The 22,166-nt window shown below is 55.6% G+C and carries 23 protein-coding genes and 3 tRNA genes; 13 read left to right on the top strand and 13 right to left on the bottom strand.

The window, feature by feature from the left end; genetic code table 11:
• Positions 1-94: 94 nt before the first annotated feature.
• The gene (locus tag F3I20_RS17330) at positions 95-1,012 is read left to right on the top strand and encodes a LysR substrate-binding domain-containing protein (RefSeq protein WP_150010981.1); all 918 of its coding nucleotides are present in this window, start codon (positions 95-97) and stop codon (positions 1,010-1,012) included.
• Here the strand turns inward: F3I20_RS17330 and F3I20_RS17325 are convergent.
• On the bottom strand, positions 989-2,002 hold the full coding sequence (locus F3I20_RS17325; protein ID WP_150010979.1) for a glycosyltransferase family 32 protein: 1,014 nt from the start codon (positions 2,000-2,002) through the stop codon (positions 989-991). The two genes, F3I20_RS17330 and F3I20_RS17325, sit on opposite strands and share 24 nt — an antisense overlap.
• 502 nt (positions 2,003-2,504) lie before the next feature.
• Here F3I20_RS17325 and F3I20_RS17320 point away from each other — a divergent pair.
• On the top strand, positions 2,505-3,470 hold the full coding sequence (locus F3I20_RS17320) for a beta-propeller fold lactonase family protein (protein WP_150010977.1): 966 nt from the start codon (positions 2,505-2,507) through the stop codon (positions 3,468-3,470).
• Here F3I20_RS17320 and F3I20_RS17315 read toward each other — a convergent pair.
• Positions 3,452-4,006, bottom strand: a complete 555-nt coding sequence (locus F3I20_RS17315) for a histidine phosphatase family protein (RefSeq protein WP_150010975.1) — start codon at positions 4,004-4,006, stop codon at positions 3,452-3,454. The two genes, F3I20_RS17320 and F3I20_RS17315, sit on opposite strands and share 19 nt — an antisense overlap.
• A 582-nt stretch (positions 4,007-4,588) precedes the next feature.
• On the opposite strand from F3I20_RS17315, the gene F3I20_RS17310 reads away from it, so the two are divergent.
• The 3 genes from F3I20_RS17310 (at position 4,589) to F3I20_RS17300 (ending at position 8,085) form a co-directional block, all read left to right on the top strand.
• The gene (locus F3I20_RS17310) at positions 4,589-5,977 is read left to right on the top strand and encodes an MFS transporter (RefSeq protein WP_150037616.1); all 1,389 of its coding nucleotides are present in this window, start codon (positions 4,589-4,591) and stop codon (positions 5,975-5,977) included.
• 87 nt (positions 5,978-6,064) lie between these two features.
• On the top strand, positions 6,065-7,087 hold the full coding sequence (locus F3I20_RS17305; protein ID WP_150010971.1) for a LacI family DNA-binding transcriptional regulator: 1,023 nt from the start codon (positions 6,065-6,067) through the stop codon (positions 7,085-7,087).
• A gap of 11 nt (positions 7,088-7,098) precedes the next feature.
• Entirely contained in the window at positions 7,099-8,085 is a 987-nt protein-coding gene (locus tag F3I20_RS17300) for a nucleoside hydrolase (protein WP_150037617.1), read from the top strand.
• Positions 8,086-8,235: 150 nt separating this feature from the next.
• On the opposite strand, the gene F3I20_RS17295 is transcribed toward F3I20_RS17300, so the two are convergent.
• The 3 genes from F3I20_RS17295 to F3I20_RS17285 form a co-directional block, all read right to left on the bottom strand.
• Positions 8,236-8,700 (bottom strand): YbaK/EbsC family protein, encoded by a 465-nt coding sequence (locus F3I20_RS17295; RefSeq protein WP_150010967.1) that lies wholly within the window; start codon positions 8,698-8,700, stop codon positions 8,236-8,238.
• A gap of 94 nt (positions 8,701-8,794) precedes the next feature.
• Positions 8,795-9,589, bottom strand: a complete 795-nt coding sequence (fhuF, locus tag F3I20_RS17290; protein WP_150010965.1) for a siderophore-iron reductase FhuF — start codon at positions 9,587-9,589, stop codon at positions 8,795-8,797.
• A 184-nt stretch (positions 9,590-9,773) separates the two neighbouring features.
• Positions 9,774-10,871, bottom strand: a complete 1,098-nt coding sequence (locus tag F3I20_RS17285; protein ID WP_150010963.1) for a diguanylate cyclase — start codon at positions 10,869-10,871, stop codon at positions 9,774-9,776.
• A gap of 231 nt (positions 10,872-11,102) precedes the next feature.
• Here F3I20_RS17285 and F3I20_RS17280 point away from each other — a divergent pair, with 231 nt between their 5' ends.
• The gene (locus tag F3I20_RS17280; protein ID WP_150010961.1) at positions 11,103-11,387 is read left to right on the top strand and encodes a DUF1435 domain-containing protein; all 285 of its coding nucleotides are present in this window, start codon (positions 11,103-11,105) and stop codon (positions 11,385-11,387) included.
• 147 nt (positions 11,388-11,534) lie between these two features.
• On the opposite strand, the gene F3I20_RS17275 is transcribed toward F3I20_RS17280, so the two are convergent.
• The 4 genes from F3I20_RS17275 to rsmC all read right to left on the bottom strand — a co-directional run bounded on the left by F3I20_RS17275 (position 11,535) and on the right by rsmC (position 13,036).
• Positions 11,535-11,621: transfer RNA gene (locus F3I20_RS17275), tRNA-Leu, on the bottom strand.
• Between the two features lie 28 nt (positions 11,622-11,649).
• Positions 11,650-11,736: transfer RNA gene (locus F3I20_RS17270), tRNA-Leu, on the bottom strand.
• Positions 11,737-11,766: 30 nt separating this feature from the next.
• Positions 11,767-11,853, bottom strand: a tRNA-Leu gene (locus F3I20_RS17265).
• A 151-nt stretch (positions 11,854-12,004) separates the two neighbouring features.
• Entirely contained in the window at positions 12,005-13,036 is a 1,032-nt protein-coding gene (gene rsmC / locus F3I20_RS17260) for a 16S rRNA (guanine(1207)-N(2))-methyltransferase RsmC (RefSeq protein ID WP_150037618.1), read from the bottom strand.
• A 106-nt stretch (positions 13,037-13,142) separates the two neighbouring features.
• Between rsmC and F3I20_RS17255 the strand changes: the two genes are divergently transcribed.
• The 3 genes from F3I20_RS17255 to yjjG are packed head-to-tail and all read left to right on the top strand — an operon-like array spanning position 13,143 to position 14,664.
• A complete protein-coding gene (locus F3I20_RS17255; protein WP_150037619.1) occupies positions 13,143-13,553 on the top strand; it encodes a DNA polymerase III subunit psi in 411 nt (136 codons plus the stop codon).
• The gene (rimI, locus tag F3I20_RS17250; protein WP_150037620.1) at positions 13,525-13,965 is read left to right on the top strand and encodes a ribosomal protein S18-alanine N-acetyltransferase; all 441 of its coding nucleotides are present in this window, start codon (positions 13,525-13,527) and stop codon (positions 13,963-13,965) included. The genes F3I20_RS17255 and rimI overlap by 29 nt, the downstream gene beginning before the upstream one ends.
• Positions 13,966-13,983: 18 nt before the next feature.
• Entirely contained in the window at positions 13,984-14,664 is a 681-nt protein-coding gene (yjjG, locus tag F3I20_RS17245) for a pyrimidine 5'-nucleotidase (RefSeq protein WP_150037621.1), read from the top strand.
• 90 nt (positions 14,665-14,754) lie between these two features.
• On the opposite strand, the gene F3I20_RS17240 is transcribed toward yjjG, so the two are convergent.
• Positions 14,755-15,405: a YtjB family periplasmic protein gene (locus F3I20_RS17240; protein ID WP_150037622.1), complete on the bottom strand. Its 651-nt coding sequence runs from the start codon at positions 15,403-15,405 to the stop codon at positions 14,755-14,757.
• A gap of 107 nt (positions 15,406-15,512) precedes the next feature.
• Between F3I20_RS17240 and serB the strand changes: the two genes are divergently transcribed.
• The 3 genes from serB (at position 15,513) to nadR (ending at position 19,196) form a co-directional block, all read left to right on the top strand.
• The gene (gene serB / locus F3I20_RS17235; RefSeq protein ID WP_150010949.1) at positions 15,513-16,490 is read left to right on the top strand and encodes a phosphoserine phosphatase; all 978 of its coding nucleotides are present in this window, start codon (positions 15,513-15,515) and stop codon (positions 16,488-16,490) included.
• A 13-nt stretch (positions 16,491-16,503) separates the two neighbouring features.
• Positions 16,504-17,886, top strand: a complete 1,383-nt coding sequence (radA, locus tag F3I20_RS17230) for a DNA repair protein RadA (protein ID WP_150010947.1) — start codon at positions 16,504-16,506, stop codon at positions 17,884-17,886.
• A 71-nt stretch (positions 17,887-17,957) separates the two neighbouring features.
• Positions 17,958-19,196 (top strand): multifunctional transcriptional regulator/nicotinamide-nucleotide adenylyltransferase/ribosylnicotinamide kinase NadR, encoded by a 1,239-nt coding sequence (gene nadR / locus F3I20_RS17225; RefSeq protein ID WP_150010945.1) that lies wholly within the window; start codon positions 17,958-17,960, stop codon positions 19,194-19,196.
• A 44-nt stretch (positions 19,197-19,240) separates the two neighbouring features.
• Here the strand turns inward: nadR and F3I20_RS17220 are convergent, their stop codons facing one another.
• Positions 19,241-20,242 carry a zinc-binding alcohol dehydrogenase family protein gene (locus F3I20_RS17220; RefSeq protein ID WP_150010943.1) on the bottom strand — a complete coding sequence of 334 codons (1,002 nt, stop codon included), beginning with the start codon at positions 20,240-20,242 and terminating at the stop codon, positions 19,241-19,243.
• A 204-nt stretch (positions 20,243-20,446) separates the two neighbouring features.
• On the opposite strand from F3I20_RS17220, the gene F3I20_RS17215 reads away from it, so the two are divergent.
• Positions 20,447-21,343 (top strand): LysR family transcriptional regulator, encoded by an 897-nt coding sequence (locus F3I20_RS17215; protein WP_150037623.1) that lies wholly within the window; start codon positions 20,447-20,449, stop codon positions 21,341-21,343.
• Here the strand turns inward: F3I20_RS17215 and F3I20_RS17210 are convergent.
• The gene (locus F3I20_RS17210; protein WP_150010939.1) at positions 21,324-21,926 is read right to left on the bottom strand and encodes a putative adenosine monophosphate-protein transferase Fic; all 603 of its coding nucleotides are present in this window, start codon (positions 21,924-21,926) and stop codon (positions 21,324-21,326) included. The genes F3I20_RS17215 and F3I20_RS17210 overlap by 20 nt on opposite strands.
• A 12-nt stretch (positions 21,927-21,938) precedes the next feature.
• Positions 21,939-22,103, bottom strand: coding sequence for a YhfG family protein (locus F3I20_RS17205; RefSeq protein WP_150010937.1), 165 nt, complete (start codon positions 22,101-22,103; stop codon positions 21,939-21,941).
• Positions 22,104-22,166: the final 63 nt, after the last annotated feature.

Below are 22,166 nucleotides of genomic sequence, written 5' to 3'. Positions count from 1 at the left end.
CCTCATCGTGGTTAATGAGCCTATGATGACCTCTTTATCCGGCGGGAAAAAGCGCGTAGCCTGAAATGATTATTCACTATAATGAACAATTGCTATGAAAGAGATGAAAACGGATACGCTGTGGGATCATCTTCACTGGCTGACCGTACTGGCTGAGCAGGGCAGCTTTACCCGCGCGGCAGAGCGGCTGGACGTCAGCAAAGCTGCGATGAGTCAGAAAATCAAAGAGCTGGAACAGATAGCCGGTGTACTGCTGGTACAGCGCACCACGCGCAGCGTGCGACTGACATCGGCGGGTGAGAAGCTGGTGGAGGAGTTGCGCGAGCCTTTTGCCCGCATCGAACAGAGTTTTTTCAGCGTGCGTGATACCGCCGGGCCAGTGCGTGGTCTGGTGCGTATTACCGCGCCGGTGGCGTTTGCCCGGCAGCAGCTGGTGCCGATTATTGGTGAGTTTCTGCGTGACTATCCGCAGGTACGTCTGCAGCTGGATGTGACGGACCGCATTGTGTCGCTGAGCAGCGAGGGGTTTGATCTGGCCATCCGGCACAGTGACACGCTGCCGGAAACCCATGTGGCGCTGCCGCTGTGTGATACGCAGACAGTGCTGGTGGCCTCACCCGCCTATCTTAATGAACAGGGTATACCGAACACGCCGCAGGATCTGGGGCAGCATAACTGTCTTTACTATCCGCGTGGTGTTGAATCACCGCGCTGGCGGTTTGTTACCGTAGCGGATGGCGAAGAGGTGCAGGTGAGGATTCAGGGCAGCTTTGCCACCAATAACAGTGAGTCGATACGCGATGCCGCCCTGCAGGGACTGGGAATCGCGATGCTTCCCGACTTCAGCGCCCGTGAAGCGCTGGCAGCGGGCTCGTTGCAGCAGGTGTTACCTGAGTGGCTGCCGGTTGAGGCCTTTGCCGCCCGCCTGTGGATCGTCCGACCCTGGGCGGCGCAGGTACCCCGCGCGGTCACCCTCTTAACGCACTGGCTACGCGCCCGCTTTGACCGCTGATGGCAATGCCAGCGCAGGTGATGGGGTGTGCATCATCTCGCCAATCAGGCTGCTGCGGTTATACAGACCCAGCCGCAGATTGAAGTCGAGATGCAGTCGCTCGTTGCCGGTTAATTTGATAATCGGTGGTGGCGTCTCTGGCCGCTGCTGAAACATCACCGACTGCGCAAAGGCGGTACTGCTGTCGGCATGCAGGCGCTGATAGTACCAGGCGCTGGCTTCCCCTTTACGCAGATAAAGATTGGCTCGCCGGTATTCGCGCATCGCGACCTGCTGCGCCAGCGACAGAAGCTGACGTAACGGATTATCTACATTTTGTACAATCAGCGGAAAATCATCACGCTTCTTCAGCTCATGGAAATAGTTGCGGATACCGACGTTTTTAACCGGTGCCAGCTGTTTCAGCCATTCGCGAATAAAGGCATTTTGCGGCGGTGCGGCAATGAACCAGCTCTCGATGACCGGCGCAAGCAGGTTCAGCGTTGATTGCTCGCGATAGTAGCCGATGAGATCCATTGGCCGTGCCTTATGAACGCGATGCACCCAGGCGAGATTCTCAAACAACAGGGTGCTGCAGTCGATGCCGATACCGCCATAGCGGTGAATCAGCTCAAGCCGGATGATTTCACTTTTATGTGCCAGCGTCAGATCGGAAGAGATAAAGCTGAGTTCGGGCAGCCACTGCGACAGGGTGCGCTGCGTAACCAGATAAACCTGGTGATCGGGGTTGTCCCGCCGGATTTTACTGATATTCAGCGCCATTGATGCCGGTAGCTGATCGTTATGCCAGACCATCCAGACAATCTTTGGAATCTCGGGCAGATCTTTCTGCTGAGCGATCAATACGACATTATCTTCCTGTCCCGGATCATATTCCGGTGCCTGGCAGAGGCCCTGCTGTTTCTTATTCCATAACATCTGGCTACTGAACGATATTCTTTTCCAGTTACGCCAGATTTTATGCGCTGGACGTTGGCGATGTGAAGTCATGGTACACCTGTTATTTTTATTTTGCCGCTATAGTGCAGGCTCTGCCCGTTGCGCCTGAGGCGCGAACGGGCGGCATTGCATAATGGCTCATCCCGATGAGTGCGGGAATTAATGAATAGTTTTCCCTGGTGGCGACGCAGTGCGGGAGCGCGCGATAGTTTCCTCACGGCTTTTTAATTGCACTGCACCTTTTTAATAAAACATTATTTACACATTAGCTATGTCTTTTTTTGACTTTAGGATAATCCGGAAATAATCCGGTCACCTTATTGGAATAATAATATCGCCAGGGTTAATCAGTTATTTAACTGTGGCGGAAGGCATAACTAAGGAATATCTGAATAGTATGCTAAGCCTTTGGGTTCTCTCAGGGCCTGGACCGCAGAATCAGTGAATATTGCGCTTAACGTGTAGCGTAAGTCCGGCTCAACAATTTGCGAAATCGTACAGCCCGAAGAGGATTGTCTACGCTTAAGAAGAACTTACTGAGAAAGGAGCGCGCATGCAGAGAGAATCTTATGGTTTACTGGCGGTTGATAAGCAGGGCAATCGCGTCCTGTTTCTTAACCCGGAAACCTTCGCGGTCGAGCGCGAGCTGAACGCTTTTCCACCGCGACCGCATGAACTCCTGATGCTGGCACCCTGGGGTAAAGCGTATGTGCCCATCTATGGTGACGGCGTTCATGGCAATAACCCGCATCCGGGTCACAAAGTGGCGATCATTGATTTGCAGCGTCGCGAGATCAGCGGCTTTATCGATCTGTCGCCGTTACGTGCCCCACACAGTGGGCAGCTGGGCCGCGATGGTAAAGTCTATCTCTGCTGTGAGCAGAGTGCCGCTGTAGCCGTGATCGATCCGCAGACCGACAACGTGGAAAAGATCATCCCGATTCCTTCTCACAACGCGCATCGCCTGACGCTGTCACCCAGCGGCCGCAAACTGTTCACCGATAACGAAGAGGATGCAACCATCACCGTCGTGGATCTCTGTGAAGCAGAGGGACGGGTGATCGATACGATTCTGCTGCCGGGACCGATTGCGGGCATCGCCGCTTCACCAAAACACCCTTATCTGGTCGCCAGCGCCGCGGATGCGCCGTTGCTCTATGTGATCGATCGGCAGAGCCACCGTATTCGCCAGCGCATTACGCTGCCGGGTCATCAGCAGCCCTGCCAGGTGGTTCGCTTCAGCGCCGATGGCGAACAGCTGGTGGCGATTGGCGATCAGGAACCGCTGGTAACGCTGTTTGACGACCTGCTGAATCCGCTGGGTGATATCAGCGTGGGCAACATGCCGATGGATGGCTGCTTCACGCCAGACAGGCAACAGCTGCTGATTGCTAATCAGGATGATGGCACGCTGAGCGTGATCGATCTGGTGCAGCGTAATGTGATTGCCACACCGCGTGTCGGAACGGGCTGTGAGGTGCTGGGCTATTTTCCGATGGGTCAGATAAACGGACGATGATAGATCGCGGAACTCCAGTGGCGGCTGCTGGCATGTTTCTCTGCCTGCCAGCCGCGTTTACGCAATTCGCGCGCAATCATCTTGTTCATGATGCCGTGACCCAGCAGCAGCACCGTGCCATCCTGTGAGTGCCCGATCAGCTTCTCTGCTGCCGCCGATGCGCGGCTGCGTGCATGTTGCAGCGACTCCGCTTCACCCGCATAACCGCAGAACCACAGCAGCCGCAGTAAGGCCAGCCAGCAGAGCGTCGGCAGCTGAAAGGCACCCGTTCGCAGCAGCGGTACGGCAACTTCGCTGTAGAGCGCATCAATCTCATGAGGCTGCAGGCCAAGCTGGTTCAGAGACGATTGTGCGCGGGGAAGGGGACTGCAGACAATAATCGTGGCCTCATGGGCAATCTCAATACTGCGCGGTGGCGGCCCGTCACTGACTCCGGACTGATCGTAAGCTTCGCACCAGTCTGCAAGTGCCTGCACGCTCTGACGACCCGCTGCCTGGTGGTCAGGTTTACCGTGGCGCATCAGAATAATGGTCATAACACCTCTGTCAGGCTTTTTTTCAGGGTAACGCATTGTCTGCGCTTACAGCGACTTTTCAGAATAAAGAGGAAGTGTCATCTGCACGTAATCAGGGTGTGCGACAACAGAACCCGATGAAAGGATTTTAGCCTGGCTTATAACGCTTAATGATTAGAGAAAATGCTAACTTATCGTCCGGAGCGATTTTTTATTGTGCGATGAGGTGGCGTTAACTGGCTGAATTTGCGCTGAAAATGTGCGATGACGCAATGTGATAGTGAAGTTTTACTAACAATTTGCGGCGGGATCTCTTGATTTATCTACGCGCGTAGATACACTAGGCCCCCAGTGATTGCTCACGGTGCCCGATGCACAGTAGGCTCCATTGATTGTTAAGTTACATTCGCTCAGTTTAAGCGACCGGTGAAAAATAGATCGGCGAAATGGGGCGGAGAGCAAGATTCCAACACCAGGGAATCCTTTAACCTTTCATCATGGTTAGTCAACTGAACGTCGCCACCGGGGGAATTCCGCTTTCATCAGGGAATCGACCCATGGACGGGCGTTTATCAATCTGCATACTCATTCAGGGATAGGGTTATGACGGCACACAATACCGTTAAGCAGCAGGCATCACTGTCTTCCACCTCAGCCGCCGACGAGCGGTTTAACACGTCTTCAGGCCGCAAAGATTTCTGGCGCGCCACGTTCTCATGCTGGCTCGGAACGGCAATGGAGTACGCGGATTTCGCGCTCTACGGTCTGGCCGCCGGGATCATCTTCGGCGACGTCTTCTTTCCGGAATCGACTCCCGCGATGGCACTGCTCTCCAGCTTTGCGACCTGGTCAGTCGGGTTTATTGCCCGGCCCATCGGCGCGCTTTTTTTCGGCTGGCTCGGCGACCGCAAAGGCCGCAAGGTGGTGATGATCTCCACCATCATTCTGATGGGGGCGTCCACCACCTTTATCGGCTTAATACCGAGCTATGCCGCGATTGGTGTCTGGGCACCGGCCTGTCTGGTGCTTCTGCGCTTTACCCAGGGTTTCGGCGCGGGCGCAGAGTTATCGGGCGGCACGGTGATGCTGGGTGAGTATGCGCCGACAGAGCGTCGCGGACTGGTCTCTTCGGTGATCGCACTGGGCTCCAACAGCGGCACATTACTGGCCTCGCTGGTCTGGCTGCTGGTGGTACAGATGGACCAGCAGAGCCTGCTGGAGTGGGGCTGGCGTATTCCCTTCCTCAGCAGTGCCTTGATTGCCCTGGTTGCGCTGTGGATTCGACGCCACCTGCGTGAAACGCCGGTGTTTGAGCGCAGAAAAGCGGAGATGGAAGCTGAACGTGCAGGCGTGCTGGCGGTGCCGGTAGTGGATCAGCGGCCTTTCTTCCAGCGCACACGAGCCTTCTGGACCATGGTTGGCCTGCGTATCGGGGAAAATGGCCCCTCCTATCTGGCGCAGGGTTTTATCGTCGGCTACGTCGCGAAGGTGCTGATGGTGGATAAGTCCGTCCCGACAACGGCCGTGTTCCTTGCCTCACTGCTGGGCTTCCTGATTATTCCTTTTGCGGGCTGGCTCTCCGACCGTTTTGGTCGCCGGGTGGTGTATCGCGTCTTCTGTCTGTTACTGATGATTTACGCCTGGCCTGCCTTTACGCTGCTGGATACGCGTGAACCGATGCTGGTTATCCCGGTTATCGTGGTCGGTATGGCACTGGCGTCACTGGGTATCTTTGGTGTGCAGGCTGCATGGGGCGTGGAAATGTTCGGCGTTCATCATCGCTACACTAAAATGGCGGTGGCCAAAGAGCTTGGCTCGATTTTATCCGGCGGTACAGCACCGCTTATTGCCGCTGCTATGCTCTCTTATACCGGTCACTGGTGGCCGATTGCGGTCTACTTCTCGGCAATGGCCGCCATTGGATTCTTTACCACTTTTGTCGCTCCTGAGACGCGAGGGCGGAATCTCAATCTGCCTGAAGATGCCATCTAGATTTGCCTGAGGGTGCCGTCTGCCAGAATAGAGCGACAAACAGCAGGCCGTGTAAAGCGGCCTGTTTTTTTTATGGGGGAACGTGATGTGCCTAAGTCGTTAACGGGAAAAGTGACCCGCAGTGAAGTTGCGAAAGCGGCAGGCACCTCAGTGGCAGTCGTCAGTTATGTTATTAACAACGGGCCTCGTCCGGTCGCTGAGGCGACCCGTCAGCGGGTACTGGAGGCGATTAAAGCGACCGGTTACCGACCAAATGCGGCAGCACGCGCGCTGGCATCCGGTAACACCAAAACGTTTGGACTGGTGGTGCCCAACATCAGTAATCCCTTCGTGGCGTCAATGGCGCACGTGTTGTTGCAGGAGTCGATGAACCACGGTCACGTCATGCTGCTGGGTGATGCAGGTGACGATCGCAAACGTGAACTGGAGTTAATTCAGGGGCTGCTCAACCGGCAGGTCGATGGACTGTTTTACAACAGCGTCGATCGCCATCCTTACATCGACCTGATTAAAGCCAGTGGAACGCCACTGGTGATGCTGGAGCGGGTTGAGCCTCAGCCGGGCGTGAACATGCTGCGGGTCAATGAGCGTCAGGCCGCGTGGCAGGTGACGGCACATCTGTTGAGTCACGGTTATCAGCAGGCAGGGATCATCAGCGGCCCGGTCGATATGCTTAACGCACAGGATCGTATTCAGGGCTGGCGCGATGCCATGCACGATCGTGGCCTGCCGATTGATGAGTCGCTGATGTTTCCCGCCAGCTACACCCCACAGGGCGGCTACGAGGCGGCACAAACCATGATCGCCCGCGGCTGTGTGCCTCGTGCGTTGTTTACCAGCAATGAAGGTCAGGCGATTGGCGCGCTTCGCGCCTTTTCCGAACATCACATTCGCGTGCCGCAGGATGTGGCACTGGTCTGCTTTAACGGGACCAATCACTCGTCGTTTCATGTTCCGACATTAACGACCGTGCGCCAGCCACTGCGTGAGATGGCACGCTCTGCGATTCAGATGCTGAAAGAGGGGCAGAGCGAAGCGCAATTAAAGGAGTTTCCACATTATCTTGAAATTGGTGAATCCTGCGGCTGTCAGCCGCAAAGTCAGAGTTAATTTATAAAAATATGAAAAGAATCATTATTGATTGCGATCCCGGCAATGGTATCGCGGGTGCCAACACCGATGATGGGCTGGCGATTGCGCTGGCCTTAGCGTCACCAGCCCTGTCGCTGGAATTAATCACCACCGTAGCGGGTAACACGCCATGTGACGTGGGTGCACGCGTTGCCAAAGATCTGATCGTCCGGCTGGGATTATCTATCCCGGTCGTACAGGGCGCGATGCAGGCGTTACAGGAAGATCCTGCGCCATGGCGCGAAACGCTGGATCATCGGGTCAATCAGCTTGCGCTGGGAAAACTCTGGCAGGATGTGCGTCAGCCAGCCAATATTGCGGCGGATGCGTTTGATGCGGCTGACGCTATCGGCAAACTGATTTGCGACAATCCGGGCGAGATTACGCTGGTGGCAATTGGCCCGCTGACGAATGTGGCGCTGGCGATGCAGCGCTATCCCGCCCTGGCTGAATCGGTGGCGGAAATTGTGATCATGGGCGGCGTCTTCTCGCTGGATGACTACATCAAAGATACCAATTTTGGTCTGGATCCCGAGGCGGCGCATCAGGTGCTGCACAGTGGTGCTGCGGTAACACTGGTGCCGATGGATGTCACCACGCAGACGCTGCTGACCCAGCAGGATTTGACCCGCCTCACCGCCGTCGATCATCCGCTAGCCGACTTTGTGCGCGACACACTGCGACCGTGGATCGACTATTCAATGGAAACCCGTCAGCTGGCGGGGTGCTGGATCCACGATGCGCTGGTGGTCGCCTGGTTGCTGAATCAGCGAGTTGCCTCGGGCATCGATTACCGGGTTGATATCGAACTGCGTCCCGGTGCGACGCGTGGCAAAAGCTGGCGTTATCGTCAGCCGCTTCGGCTCACCGTCGGTGTGCCTGATCACTGCGGCGCATCGGTGCATGTGCTGCATAGCGTCGATAACACGCTGTTGTTGTCGATCATCGAACAGGCATTTAAGCGCCTGACATCCTGAAGTCATGGGTGATGAACTGCGCCCGCTTATTGCGCATGATCGGCTGTCATGATGGGGCGGGGATTATCACCGGCTGACAAAATCTGTCAGGTTACCAGCAGCATTCGGGCGCAGTCAGAGGATGCGTATTTTATGAGAAAATACAAAGCGTTAAATGGATTCGCACACGTCGATCCAGCGGGCGTTAGTCAGTTCAGCCATCTGCTGTGGCGAGATGCGGACGGCGCTGTGGATAGCGCCAGCGGCGGGCAGGACTTCATCGAAGCTACGCAGTGAAACATCACAGTAGACGGTCAGCGGATTCTCCAGACCGAACGGACAGACGCCGCCCACCGGGTGGCCGGTCCAGTTAATCACCTCGTCGACGCTCAGCATCCGCGCTTTCGCGCCCAGCGCTGCTTTCAGCTTACGATTATCCAGCCGGGCATCGCCACGTGTCACAATCAGCACCACGTCGTTTTTGACTTTCAGTGACAGGGTCTTGGCTATCTCTCCTGGCGTCACGCCATGGGCGCGTGCAGCCATCCCGACCGTTGCAGTGCTTTCTGCCAGTTCAATAATTTCAATTTCAGGGGCGTGTTCGGCAAAGAACTGGCGCACGGACTCCAGACTCATCTTTCTCTCCAGGCTGATCGAAGGCGTAAAAATTGCCACAAGCCTCAGTGCCTGTAAACGAGATAAACGGAGAATTCGTTGCAATTAAGTCTGTTTAGCTGCCGTTCAGGGTGCAGTTGCCGCATTGTTCGACATCAGGGATGCGATAACGCTGGCAACAGCTGCGACGGACCAGTTCGCCGTTACGCGGGATCATGGTGCGGTAAAGGGGGTTTTCGCTGCCATCCAGCAGCCGCTGGTTGAAGAACAACGCCTGCTCCAGTTGCAGGATTAGCGACTCATCGATCTGGCTTTTCAGCTCACCCAGGAACCACTGGAATGAGTAGCCCATGTTGTTCCAGATGAGTCGGGCGTTGATATCACCATGCTGTGTAATCCCATTGACCACCGGGATCAGATGCTGCTGAATCAGCCGATCAATGCGCTGCAGGGAATTAAGATAGCGCGCTTCTTCATCTTCCTGCACATCGATCCAGAATGTGGCCGGATGGCCATTCTCATGAAACCCGACGCGAATATGCTCAGGCGAGCAGTCCAGCGCACGTGACTCCTGCAACAACGCCATGATGAGCGGTGGCAGCAGCAGGCCAAAATACCACTGTGCCCAGAGTGACAGCACCGGTTTCGCTTCACGAACGGCATCAGGATGATCGCGATAAAGATAATCACTATAGCGCTGGATGAGCGGGGCAAAGGTCTCTGATTCCGACCAGGCGGCAAGCAGCAGCGTGTCGCGCGGAGCTGACTGGCTGAATTTCGTCGATTCAAGCAAATAACTGCGCTGTTGCTGCAGCCGCTCATGCAGACTTTCCGCCAGCGGGCGGTCATTCTGCCGGAAGATCATCGACTGAGCGCGAAAACGCTGTTCCTGAGCTGAAGCAGTTGCCATGACGACTCGCAGAAAGTGTAGATAAGAAAGCAAATGATAATCGTTATTGATTAACTCTACAAGTCGTGTAAAAAATCGTCGCTGCTGGCGGGAAAACGGCGGGGATTGAGAGCGGTCATCAGGCCGGACAGAGCAGCACATCGCTCGCCACTGTTCCGGTCAGTAACGACCGCGTTATGTTTACTCAGGCATGTTCGCTGGAAGTCTGAGGCTGCTGTCGGGGCAAATCATCCCAGGCAAGAATGGTATTGCGACCCTGATTTTTAGCCACATATAACGCGCTGTCCGCATTGGCGACCGCCAGATCGAACTCATTATCATAAATGGGTGCGATACCCGCACTGATGGTAACGTGGGTTGAAACGGTCTCATTGAAAAGGTGAGGGATTTCTAAATCCAGCACATACTGGCGGATTCGCTCTGCCAGCTTCATGGCGATGGAACTGTTCACATTGGTCATCAGAACCAGAAACTCTTCGCCGCCGTAGCGGGTGACGACATCGCGCGAACGCACTGCATCACGAATCGCGACAGAGACCCGCGCCAGCGCCTGATCGCCCATCGCATGTCCATAGTTATCGTTGTAAGCCTTGAAGTGATCGATATCGAGCAGCAGCACGTAGTGGCTGCCGGCATGGTTTTCCAGAATATTATCGAGCCGGTTCTTCAGGCCGCGGCGGTTGTAGAGTCCGGTCAGCGGATCGAGCATGCTGAGATCGCTGAATGTCTCTTTCTCTTCATAGAGCTGATGCATCAGGCGCAGGGTAAAGTTGTCGGCACGGCGGCGCATCAGATGCTGCAGGGAGAAACCGATCAGGGGCAGGGTGATGGTCAGCAGGATCAGCGGCAGATGCTGTCCATCGTCGAGCAGTAATACGGTGAACACCGGCGGCGCGACGTGCAGACAAAATGCACCCAGATAATCGCTCAGGGCGATGGCACTGATAAATAACACACTGATCAAACTGATAATAAGAAAGCCACCATCAAAATAGAACACCTGATGAAAGCGATAATTAATGTGCCAGGCCCAGAGCATGCCCAGCAGAAGTGCCACAGGATTTAACAGGGGAAGTTTTAGTCTGGGCCATATTAAATAGGTAATTAACATGATGCCGCTAAAAGCCGCGACACAAATTACCGGCAGAGTCGCGTCATTGGTCTCATTGCTCATTACGGGCAGCAGATAAAATAGTGAAACGGCGATATTTAAAAAGAGAAAAAGCATCACTGAAAGCCGGTATTTACTCTGTTTCAGTTCTTCATATGATTGTAATTTCATTATAAATACTCGTGACGGCCCTGAAATACCAAAGCGCAAGCCGGCAAAGAAAGATTCTGCCAGAGAGTGAGCAAATTATTGCTGTTGCTGTTATTAAAAGTGTTATCGGCCGCAATCTAGCATTTTCCAACTAGTCTGTCATCTTCGTTGCCGGACGTGAGAAAAACAGGCTGCAAGGCTGTTAAAACTGTCATATGATAATGGGAATGCTTATCATTTGAGGTTTGCGTCATGGGGATAGCAATTATTGCGGCCTGCAGCCTGTGGGGAGTCAGCTGGGCACTGGGTAAAAAACTGGATAGCGCGTGGGGCGTATTGCTGCCCTGCATCGCACTGCCGCTGTTCGCCTTATGGGAACCGAGCTTCAGTCAGTGGCGGATGGTGATGACGGTTGCCCTGCTGCTGACGGTCGTAATGCTGTTCAGCCCGCGTCTGCGTCACTATCTGCTACTGCCATCCTGTCTGGCGTTAGCAGGCGGACTGGCGGCTATCTCTGTGAATTTTCATCTGATTTAATCAGGGCGGAGCGGCTGAAAATCGTGGTACAGCGTCAAGCGACTGGATGAGCGAAACCGGGCTGAAAAACTAAAGTGAGCAGGGGATAAAACGATACTGCAAGGGAAGCAGAAAGGCATTGCAGGAAAAAACAGAGGATGACAACGTTGGTGCGAAGAGAGGGACTTGAACCCTCACGTCCGTTAAGACACTAACACCTGAAGCTAGCGCGTCTACCAATTCCGCCACCTTCGCATCGAGTTGTCCGTTCATATCACCGCAATGGTGCGAAGAGAGGGACTTGAACCCTCACGTCCGTTAAGACACTAACACCTGAAGCTAGCGCGTCTACCAATTCCGCCACCTTCGCGCAGTGCTCGCGATATGAAACATGTGATTTTGGTGCGAAGAGAGGGACTTGAACCCTCACGTCCGTTAGGACACTAACACCTGAAGCTAGCGCGTCTACCAATTCCGCCACCTTCGCATACCCGTAACACCCTGAGAATGTTACAACCACGGAGGCGCATTCTAGAGATTTTACTCTTTGCGTCAACAACTATTTCGTCGGGCTGAAACGATCGCTGTAAAAAGCAACGTTTTCAGCCCGGCAACGCGGTTGACGGCGGGAAAAGCGCTTAGCGGGTTTTGGCTCCGCGACCGTAGACGGCACGATAAACTTTGAAACGGCCGGTCTGCGCGATAACTTCGTGGCTGCCAAAGGCTTCATCCAGCACCTGTGGGTAGGGCAGGAAGGTGTTTGCGACGATACGCAGTTCGCCACCGGTGTTCAGGTGTTTCACTGCGCCACGGATCAGCGCCTGGGCAGCATCGAGGCTGGTCTGGGTACCTTCATGGAACGGCGGGTTCGAGATAATCATGTCGAAACGACCCGTTACGTCAGAGAAGACGTTGCTGGCGAAGACTTCGCCTTCGATGCCATTGGCGGCCAGCGTCAATTTACTCGCTTCGATGGCAGCCGCGTGCACGTCACACAGCCACAAACGCACTTTAGGCGAACGGGCCGGCAGAGAGGCGGCAATCACGCCTGCGCCACAGCCCATATCCAGCACTTTACCTTTGGTATGCGCAGTAAAGGTCGAGAGCAGCAGGGCACTGCCGCTGTCCAGGCCGTCACGGCTGAAAACGCCAGGCAGGGTATGGATTGTCAGACCATCCAGCTGATACTGATGACCAAAGCTGCTGGCATCAAACTCAGGCTGTTTGTCCAGGCGACCATGGTAGAGACCACAGCGACGCGCGCTGTCGATTTTCTCCAGTTTCACCCACGACTCCACCATGCCTTCGGCACTGCGCACGCCGCTGCGGTTTTCACCGACCACGAACACGTCACAGCCGACCGGCAGCATAGAGAGCAGGTTCTGTAGCTGGAACTGCACTTCCGGCTTATTCTTGGTCCAGAAGTAGACCAGGGTATCGCAGCCCTGCACATCTTCTGCCTGCGCAACCATGCCGTAACGCGCCTGCTCGCCCATACGGCGGCTCAGGTTTTGCCAGTGATGATATTGCTGGGTGTGAACGCGCGACGAAGCGGTTTCCAGCTGAGCGGGCAGGTCATCCTGCAGATCGCCAGCAAATAAAACATGGCGGGCGGTAAATTCATCACTGTGGCGCAGAATGACTTCGCTGGCCGGGGTTAAAGCAGACATGTAGGGCTCCTGTAAGATCTGAGCGGGGATTATAGTGGTTTGTTGGCGCATGTTCGATGGGTTTGCTAGCATAGCGTCGCATTCAGGCAGCAGAACAGGTAACACCATGACGTCCAGGCGCGACTGGCTTTTACAGCAAATGGGAATTACACAGTACCAGCTGCGCCGCCCGCGCGTGCTTCAGGGCGAAATTGCCGTCACGCTGGCACCGGATACGCAGTTAATTATTGTCGCTGACGCACCGCCCGGTCTGCATGAACCGCTGATGCGCGACGTGCTGCATGCTCTCAAACTGCAACCCGCACAGGTAATGACCGTGACGCCGGATCAGCTGCAAATGCTGCCAGAGACGCTGAACTGCGCGGGCTGGTTACTCGGGGTGGAGAGCGAACAGACTTTTAATGGCGTGACTTTAACCAGCGCCTCTTTCAATGAACTGATCAGTAGCGGCGTCGCCAGACGCGCGCTCTGGCAACAGATGTGTAACCATGACAGCCATCTCTTTACTCACCCCTGACGATCTGGCGCAGGCCTACGCCATTGAGTGTCGTAGTCACGCGTTTCCCTGGAGTGAAAAGACGTTTGCCAGCAATCAGGGCGAGCGCTTTATCAATTTACGTCTCGATGTCGACGGCAAAATGGCCGCTTTTGCCATTACTCAGGTGGTGCTGGACGAAGCCTCGCTGTTTAACATCGCGGTCGATCCCGCCTTTCAGCGCCGGGGGTTGGGTCGCCAGTTGCTGCAGCATCTGATCGATGAACTGATCAAACGCGACGTGCTGACGCTGTGGCTGGAAGTGCGGGCCTCGAACCTGCCCGCCATTGCGCTCTATGAGCAGCTTGGATTCAATCAGGTCAGTCGTCGTCCCAACTATTATCCCACCGCCAGCGGCCGTGAAGATGCCCTTCTCATGGCCCTGACGCCGTAGTGGTGTTAAGGAGCTTTAATGATCGATAACTGGGATTGCATCCTGTTTGATGCGGACGATACCCTTTTTCATTTCGACGCCTATGCCGGTTTGCAGCGCCTGTTCGCCGGATATGACGTGCAGTTCACCGACCAGGATTACAGCGATTATCAGGCGATCAACAAACCGCTGTGGGTCGATTATCAGAACGGCACTATCTCAGCGTTACAGTTGCAGACTCAGCGTTTTAACCACTGGAGTGAAAAGCTCAGCGTGGCGCCAGAGATCCTTAACAGCGGCTTTCTCTCCGCAATGGGGGAGATCTGCACGCCGCTGCCAGGTGCGGTTAGCCTGATGAATCAACTGCATGGCAAGGTAAAGATGGGGATCATTACCAACGGCTTTACCGCGCTGCAGCAGACGCGTCTTGAGCGCACCGGTTTCCGTGATTACTTTTCGGCGCTGGTGATCTCTGAGCAGGTCGGCGTGCCAAAACCGGCGGCAGAGATCTTTGATTATGCGCTGGAACGGATGGGCAATCCGGATCGTCAGCGGGTGCTGATGGTGGGGGATACCCCAGAGTCAGACATTCTGGGCGGCATGAATGCTGGCCTGAAAACCTGCTGGCTCGATCATGGCACCCGGCCGTTGCCGGAACATATCAAACCGACCTGGCAGGTCAAATCGCTGAGTGAGCTGGAAGCGCTGCTGATCGGCTAAGGGAAGCTGTCTCGCAAATCCGCAACGTTCCCATAAAAAAGGCCCGCACAGCGGGCCTTTCTCGTTTTATCCTTTCAACAGAGCCGGACATTAATCTTTCTTCGGGTCATCTTCATCCCGATCCTCCTGTACCGGCGTGCTGGCGGTGAGCAGGAACGGTGACTGCTGCCAGCGGGTACGGCGGTGGCGCAGCAGAGTACGGGAGAGAATAATGCCGATGGCCAGCGCCAGCAGCATCATCAGACGCAGAATATTGGTGGTGTTATCGACCTGATGTGAGTCGGTGACCAGCACATGGGTATCCAGCGTTACGCGCAAAAAGCCCAGCGGGCCATCGGTTCCGGCCAGCGGCTGCACAATCTGGTGGTTGAAATAGCTGCCCGCGCGCTTGCCATCGAGCGCCAGCCGGTCGCGGACATTGATGTTTTCACCGCTGTGCGCCACCAGGCTGCCGTCTCCGTCATACACGGATGCATCCAGAATACGGCTGTTCGCCGTCATCTGATTAAGAATGGCTTCAATCTGATTCCGGTTATTTTCACTGTTGTCCATCAACGGCTTAAGGCTGAACGCCACCTGGCTGGTCAGCGTATGCGCCAGCTCCTCGACCTGCTCAGAACGCGCCGTCTGATGGCCGAGACTGAACCAGGAAGCACCCTGCATCAGCACGACCAGCAGCGCCATCGAGATAAGAACGATCACGGTACGGTGTAAGCGAAATTTCAGTGCGGTTTTAGCCATTAATCATCCGGGTCATATCACAACAGAAAGCCTGGAGATTATGTTGCCAGAAGCGGCGCAGACAAGGTAGCCTCTTGCGTGGTTTTGTTGTCCCTACAGGAGCTCTGATGCCAAATCGTTTAACCTGGTGCGATCTTCCCGCCGATGTCTCCCTCTGGCCGGGTTTGCCCCTTTCTCTTAGCGGTGATGAAGTGATGCCGCTGGATTATCGCGCTGGCCGTACCGGCTGGCTGCTGTATGGCCGCGGGCTGGATAAGCAACGGCTGACCGATTACCAGCACCAGCTGGGTGCGGCGATGGTGATCGTCAGCGCCTGGAACGTCGATGAGTATCAGGTGATTCGCCTGGCGGGATCGCTGACGCCATTTGCCAGCAAGCTGGCGCACGACGCCGGGCTGGACGTAGCGCCGCTGGGCAAAATCCCGCATCTCAAAACGCCAGGCCTGCTGGTCATGGATATGGACTCGACCGCGATTCAGATCGAATGCATCGACGAAATCGCTAAACTGGCGGGCTGCGGCGAGCAGGTAGCGGAAGTGACGGAGCGCGCAATGCGCGGCGAACTCGACTTCACCGCCAGCCTGCGTCAGCGCGTTGCCACGCTGCAGGGCGCAGACGCCAATATTCTCAAACAGGTGCGCGATGCGCTGCCGCTGATGCCCGGCTTAACGACGCTGACGCAGAAATTGCAGGCACTGGGCTGGCAGGTTGCCATCGCGTCCGGCGGCTTTACCTACTACGCCGAATACCTGCGCGACAGGCTGCATCTGTCGGCGGTGGTGGCCAATGAACTCGAAATTCGCGACGGCAAACTGACCGGCAACGTGCTGGGTCCGATTGTCGACGCACAATACAAAGCCGATACCCTGAAGAAGCTGGCGCAGCGTTTTGACATCGCGCCGGAACAGACGGTGGCAATCGGCGACGGGGCCAATGACCTGCTGATGATCAAAGCCTCAGCGCTGGGCATTGCGTTCCATGCTAAACCTAAAGTGAATGAGCAGACTGCGGTCACCATTCGTCATGCCGATTTAATGGGTGTGTTCTGCATCCTCAGCGGCAGCCTGATCCACGAAGAGCGTTAACAGAGGTATTGATTTGGCCAAAGCGGCAAAACGCGCATTTGTCTGTAATGAATGTGGCGCAGATTACCCACGCTGGCAGGGGCAATGCAGCGCCTGTCATGCCTGGAACACCATCACCGAGGTGCGCATCGCCGCCTCGCCCGCCGCTGCACGTAACGAGCGCCTGAGTGGTTATGCCGGCAGCGCTGGCACCAGCCGGGTGCAGAAGCTCTCTGAAATCAGCCTGGAGGCGTTACCGCGTTTCTCGACCAGCTTTAAAGAGTTTGACCGGGTACTGGGCGGCGGCGTCGTGCCGGGCAGTGCCATTCTGATTGGCGGCAGTCCGGGCGCGGGCAAATCCACGCTGCTGCTGCAGGTGATGTGCCGCTTGTCAGAAGGGATGAAAACCCTTTACGTCACCGGAGAAGAGTCACTGCAACAGGTAGCAATGCGCGCCCATCGTCTGGGATTACCCACCGAAAATGTGAATATGCTGTCGGAAACCAGCATTGAGCAGATCTGCCTGATCGCCGAACAGGAGCAGCCGCAACTGATGGTGATCGACTCGATCCAGGTCATGCACATGGCGGAGATCCAGTCATCACCGGGCAGCGTGGCTCAGGTGCGTGAAACCGCCGCTTACCTGACGCGTTTCGCCAAAACGCGCGGCGTGGCGATCATCATGGTCGGCCACGTCACCAAAGATGGCTCGCTGGCCGGACCGAAGGTGCTGGAGCACTGTATTGACTGCTCAGTGCTGCTGGATGGCGATGCCGATTCCCGCTTTCGCACGCTGCGCAGCCATAAAAACCGCTTCGGCGCAGTGAATGAGCTGGGTGTGTTTGCCATGACCGAGCAGGGCATGCGTGAAGTCAGCAACCCGTCCGCTATCTTCCTGTCGCGTGGCGAAGAGGTTACCTCGGGCAGTTCGATTATGGTGCTGTGGGAGGGAACGCGTCCGCTGCTGGTAGAGATTCAGGCGCTGGTCGATCACTCAATGATGGGCAATCCTCGTCGCGTGGCAGTGGGTCTGGAACAGAACCGTCTGGCGATTCTGCTCGCCGTTTTACACCGCCACGGCGGATTGCAGATGGCGGACCAGGATGTGTTCGTCAACGTGGTTGGTGGCGTTAAAGTCACCGAAACCAGTGCGGACCTGGCGCTGATGCTGTCGATGGTGTCGAGCTTGCGCGATCGTCCGCTGCCGCAGGATCTGGTGATCTTCGGCGAAGTGGGGCTGGCCGGTGAGATCCGTCCGGTGCCCAGCGGTCAGGAGCGCATCTCTGAAGCGGCGAAGCATGGTTTCAAACGCGCCATTGTACCGGCGGGGAATGCACCGAAAAAACCGATTGCCGGGATGCAGGTTTTCAGCGCGAAGAAGCTGGCCGATGCGCTGGCGATTCTGGACGATCTGTAACGCGCCTGCGGCCAGCCTGCGTCGCGGGCTGGCCGCTCCCACCTTAACCGCATTGATGCAGGAGGCATGACATGTCGTCGTTTGATTATCTGAAAACGGCCATTCGCCAGCAGGGTCATACGCTGCAACAGGTTGCTGATGCCAGCGGCATGACCAAAGGCTATCTGAGCCAGTTGCTCAATGCCAAAATTAAAAGCCCCAGCGCGCAAAAGCTGGAGGCGCTGCACCGTTTTCTCGGACTGGAGTTTCCGCGCCGCGATAAAACGGTGGGCGTGGTATTTGGTAAATTTTATCCGTTGCATACCGGCCATATCTATCTGATTCAGCGCGCCTGTAGCCAGGTGGATGAGCTGCATATCATTATGGGTTATGACGAGCCGCGCGACCGTGAGCTGTTTGAGAACAGCGCAATGTCACAGCAGCCGACGGTCAGCGATCGCCTGCGCTGGCTGCTGCAGACCTTTAAGTATCAGAAAAATATTCGCATTCACGCCTTTGATGAAGAGGGGATCGAACCCTATCCGCACGGCTGGGATGTGTGGAGTCAAGGCGTCAGCGCGTTTCTCAGCGAGCACGGCATTGCGCCGGACTGTATCTACACCAGCGAAGCGCCCGATGCGGAGATGTACCAGCAGCACCTGGGCATTCAGACCGTGCTGGTCGATCCTAACCGATCCTTTATGAGTATCAGCGGCGCGCAGATTCGTCAGGATCCGTTCCGCTTCTGGGATTACATTCCCACGGAAGTGAAACCGTTCTTTGTGCGTACCGTGGCGATCCTCGGCGGAGAGTCGAGCGGTAAATCGACGCTGGTGAATAAACTCGCCAACATCTTTAACACCACCAGCGCCTGGGAATATGGCCGCGATTATGTCTTTTCCCATCTGGGTGGTGACGAAATGGCGCTGCAATATTCCGATTACGACAAGATCGCGCTGGGCCAGGCGCAGTACATCGATTTCGCCGTCAAATATGCTAATAAAGTGGCGTTTATCGACACCGACTTTGTGACCACGCAGGCGTTTTGTCTCAAATATGAAGGGCGTGAACATCCCTTTGTGCAGGCGTTGATCGATGAATATCGCTTTGATCTGGTGATTCTGCTGGAGAACAACGTGCCCTGGGTTGCGGATGGATTGCGCAGCCTGGGCAGTTCGGTAGATCGGCGGGAGTTTCAGTCGATGCTGGTCACGATGCTGCGGGAAAATAACATCGAATTCCTGCATGTGCAGGAAGATGATTATGACACCCGTTTCCTGCGCTGCATTGAGCTGGTAAAAGCGATGCTGGGCGAGAAAAACGCCCAGTAACGCAAGCTATGACCCGGCTGCTATGCGGTAGCCGGGTCAGGGCATTAATAGACCATCACCACTTTGCCGCGCATGTGGCCTTCCAGCACACGCTGATGGGCGGCGGTTAAGGTCTCAACGCTCAGGCCGTGCAGCGTTTCGCTCAGCGTGGTCTGCAGCTTCCCTTCGTCCAGCAACGCTGATACCGCATCCAGAATCTCGCCCTGACGCGCCATATCCGGTGTATTGAACATGCTGCGGGTATACATCAGCTCGAAGTGCAGTGCCGCACTCTTCAGCTTCAACTGGTCCATCGACAGGGGATGTTCGTTTTCCACGATGGTGCAGATATGACCCTGCGGAGCGATCAGTTTTGCCATAGTTTCCCAGTGACCGTCAGTGTCATTGAGGCAGAAGATATAATCGACCTGCTTGATGCCCTGTTTCTCCAGCTCACCGATCATATCTTTGTAGTTGATCACCAGATCGGCACCGCGATCGCTGCACCACTGCGCGGAATCTTCACGCGAGGCCGTCGCAATGATCTTCACCTTGCTGCGCAGCTTCGCCAGCGGGATCGCCAGCGATCCGACACCGCCTGCACCGCCGACGATCAGCAGAGTCTGATCGTCAGTTGCGCTCTCAAGATTCAGTCGTTCAAACAGGCCTTCCCAGGCGGTCAGGGCCGTCAGCGGGATCGCCGCCGACTGCGCCCAGTCCAGGCTCTCTGGCTTGTGACCGGTGATACGTGAGTCCACCAGTTGCTCAGTGCTGTTACTGCCAGGGCGGGTCAGGTCGCCAGCATAGAAGACTTCATCGCCAGGCTTAAAGTTGCTGACTTTGCTGCCCACTTCCAGCACGACGCCGCTGGCATCCCAGCCGAGAATGCGTGGCTGCTGTAAGCCGTTCTTTTTCGCCCCTTTGTGAACCTTAGTATCGACTGGGTTGACTGATGCGGCTTTGACTTCAACGCGCAGGTCATACTCACCTGGCGTTGGGGTTTCAGGGAAAATTTCAGTGAAGTTTTCAGGATTTTCCGGATTAACTGCGATAGCGCGAATAGACATAACGTTTTCCTGTTTAGTCAGGCCTGGAGCCTGAATTGTGTGGTTACTATTCTGGCCCTGAAGAGTGCTCACACTTTCAGGGGCTGAGCCACGCTGTCCGTGGCAGGCTGCTGTAATGATTCGGAACAGGCTTTAAGTGTAGAACCTGGTTTTAGCGGTGATAAGATGGACAATATTTCATAGAGTGTTCGTCTGAGGTGAACAATGGCGTTTCGTCAGTGGCAGGATATGGCGTTGTTTGCGCAGGTAGCGGAATGCGGTAGCTTTACCGGCGCGGCTGAACGTGCAGGTCTGCCCAAATCGAGCGTCAGTCAGCGCATCAGCCAGCTGGAGCAGCGGCTGGGAATCCGGCTGCTGAACCGCACTACCCGACAGCTCAACCTGACCTTTGCCGGTGAGCGCTATCTGCTGCACTGTCAGGAGATGATGCAGGCCAGTGAGCGCGCCGATCAGGCTATCGCCAGCCTGCGGGAAAACCCCAGCGGGCGCCTGCGCATCACCAGCCCGGCAGGCATTGGTGCCACGTTGCTGGCGCGCTGTAATGCAGCGTTTTTACGTCTTTATCCTGATGTGACGCTGGATGTTTCGATCTCTGATGAGATGCGCGATCTGGTGCAGGAGGGCTTTGATGTGGCGCTGCGCACCGGACAGCCGCAGGAGTCCTCGCTGATTGGCCGGCGGATAGGCAACTGCCCGCGACTGCTGGTTGCGTCACAGCACTATCTTAATCAGCATCCACCATTGCTACATCCACAGCAGCTGTCGGCTCACCGCTGTATTGCGCATCGCGCCTGGAATGAATGGGTATTGCAGCGTGACGATGAGTTCTACCGCTGGCTGCTGCCGCCGGGTCATCTCACCGACAATTTACTCTATGCGCGCGAATCGGCGCTGGGCGATGCGGGCATTACGCTGCTGCCACATTTTCTGACCGATGGCGCGATGGCGGATCCCCGGCTGGTGCCGGTGCTGCCGGAGTGGGAAGTGGAGGGGAATGAGCTGTGGCTGGTCTATCCGGGTCGTAAACTGAATTCACCTGCGCTGGCGCGCTTTATTGAGTTTGCGCTGCAGTCACCGGTGTTCAGGGAGTTTTATCGCTGATTGGCACGATATGGCGCAGAAACAGTGCCGCCATCTTTTGCGGGCCAGACTGATAACCTGCAATATTTGCCGCTAACCAGTCGCTGGCGCTCAGGCCTTTCCAGCTCACCTGATAGCCCGCATGAAGAATAATATGTTCGAACAGAATGCGTAATGCCCGACCGTTTCCTTCCCGGAAGGGATGCAGGATATTGAGCTCGCAATAATACCAGGCAATCTGATGACAGAAGGCTTGATGGTCCTGTTGTTCCAGCAACCTCTCCTTCGCCAGTTTTGCAAATAATCTCTCCGCTTCACGCGCAATAAAAGCCGGCTGGCAAAATCGGGTCTGCCCTTTGCTGATTGATATATCGCGTATCTGTCCTGCCCAGCTATACAGCTCGTTAAACAGGCAGTAATGGATGTGGCACAGCGACTGAAGGGTGAAAGGGGGATGAGAGAGCTTAATGGTGTGAATGGTCAGCGCGGTAACATCACGCTCAGCCTGATCGAGCAGAGTCTGGTCGCGAATATCGTAACGATTAATCAGAACATCGGAATCGGGGTAACAGTAGTGATCTCGCCAGACAAGATAACGATTCACGTTCAGCTCCTGTCACTGCTTATAGCGGCGTCGAACCTGTTTCAGGGTTGATAATTCCACATCGGCTGAAATATGTATCCCCTCAAGCAGTGAACTAGCGGCAAAGTTCGCGACTTTATTCGCTTCATAAATTGCTTCCGCTTTTTTAGCCAATGGACGATCGGCTTTTTTCTTCATTGCGCTCAGACCTTAAAAGTAACAGGTGAAACAGGAGGAGGCCTGAGCCTCCCCCAGAGTCGA

It is taken from the genome of Candidatus Pantoea gossypiicola (assembly GCF_008632075.1).
GTDB classification, from domain to species: Bacteria; Pseudomonadota; Gammaproteobacteria; order Enterobacterales; family Enterobacteriaceae; genus Pantoea; species Pantoea gossypiicola.
This window is presented reverse-complemented; position numbering and strand designations above follow the sequence as displayed.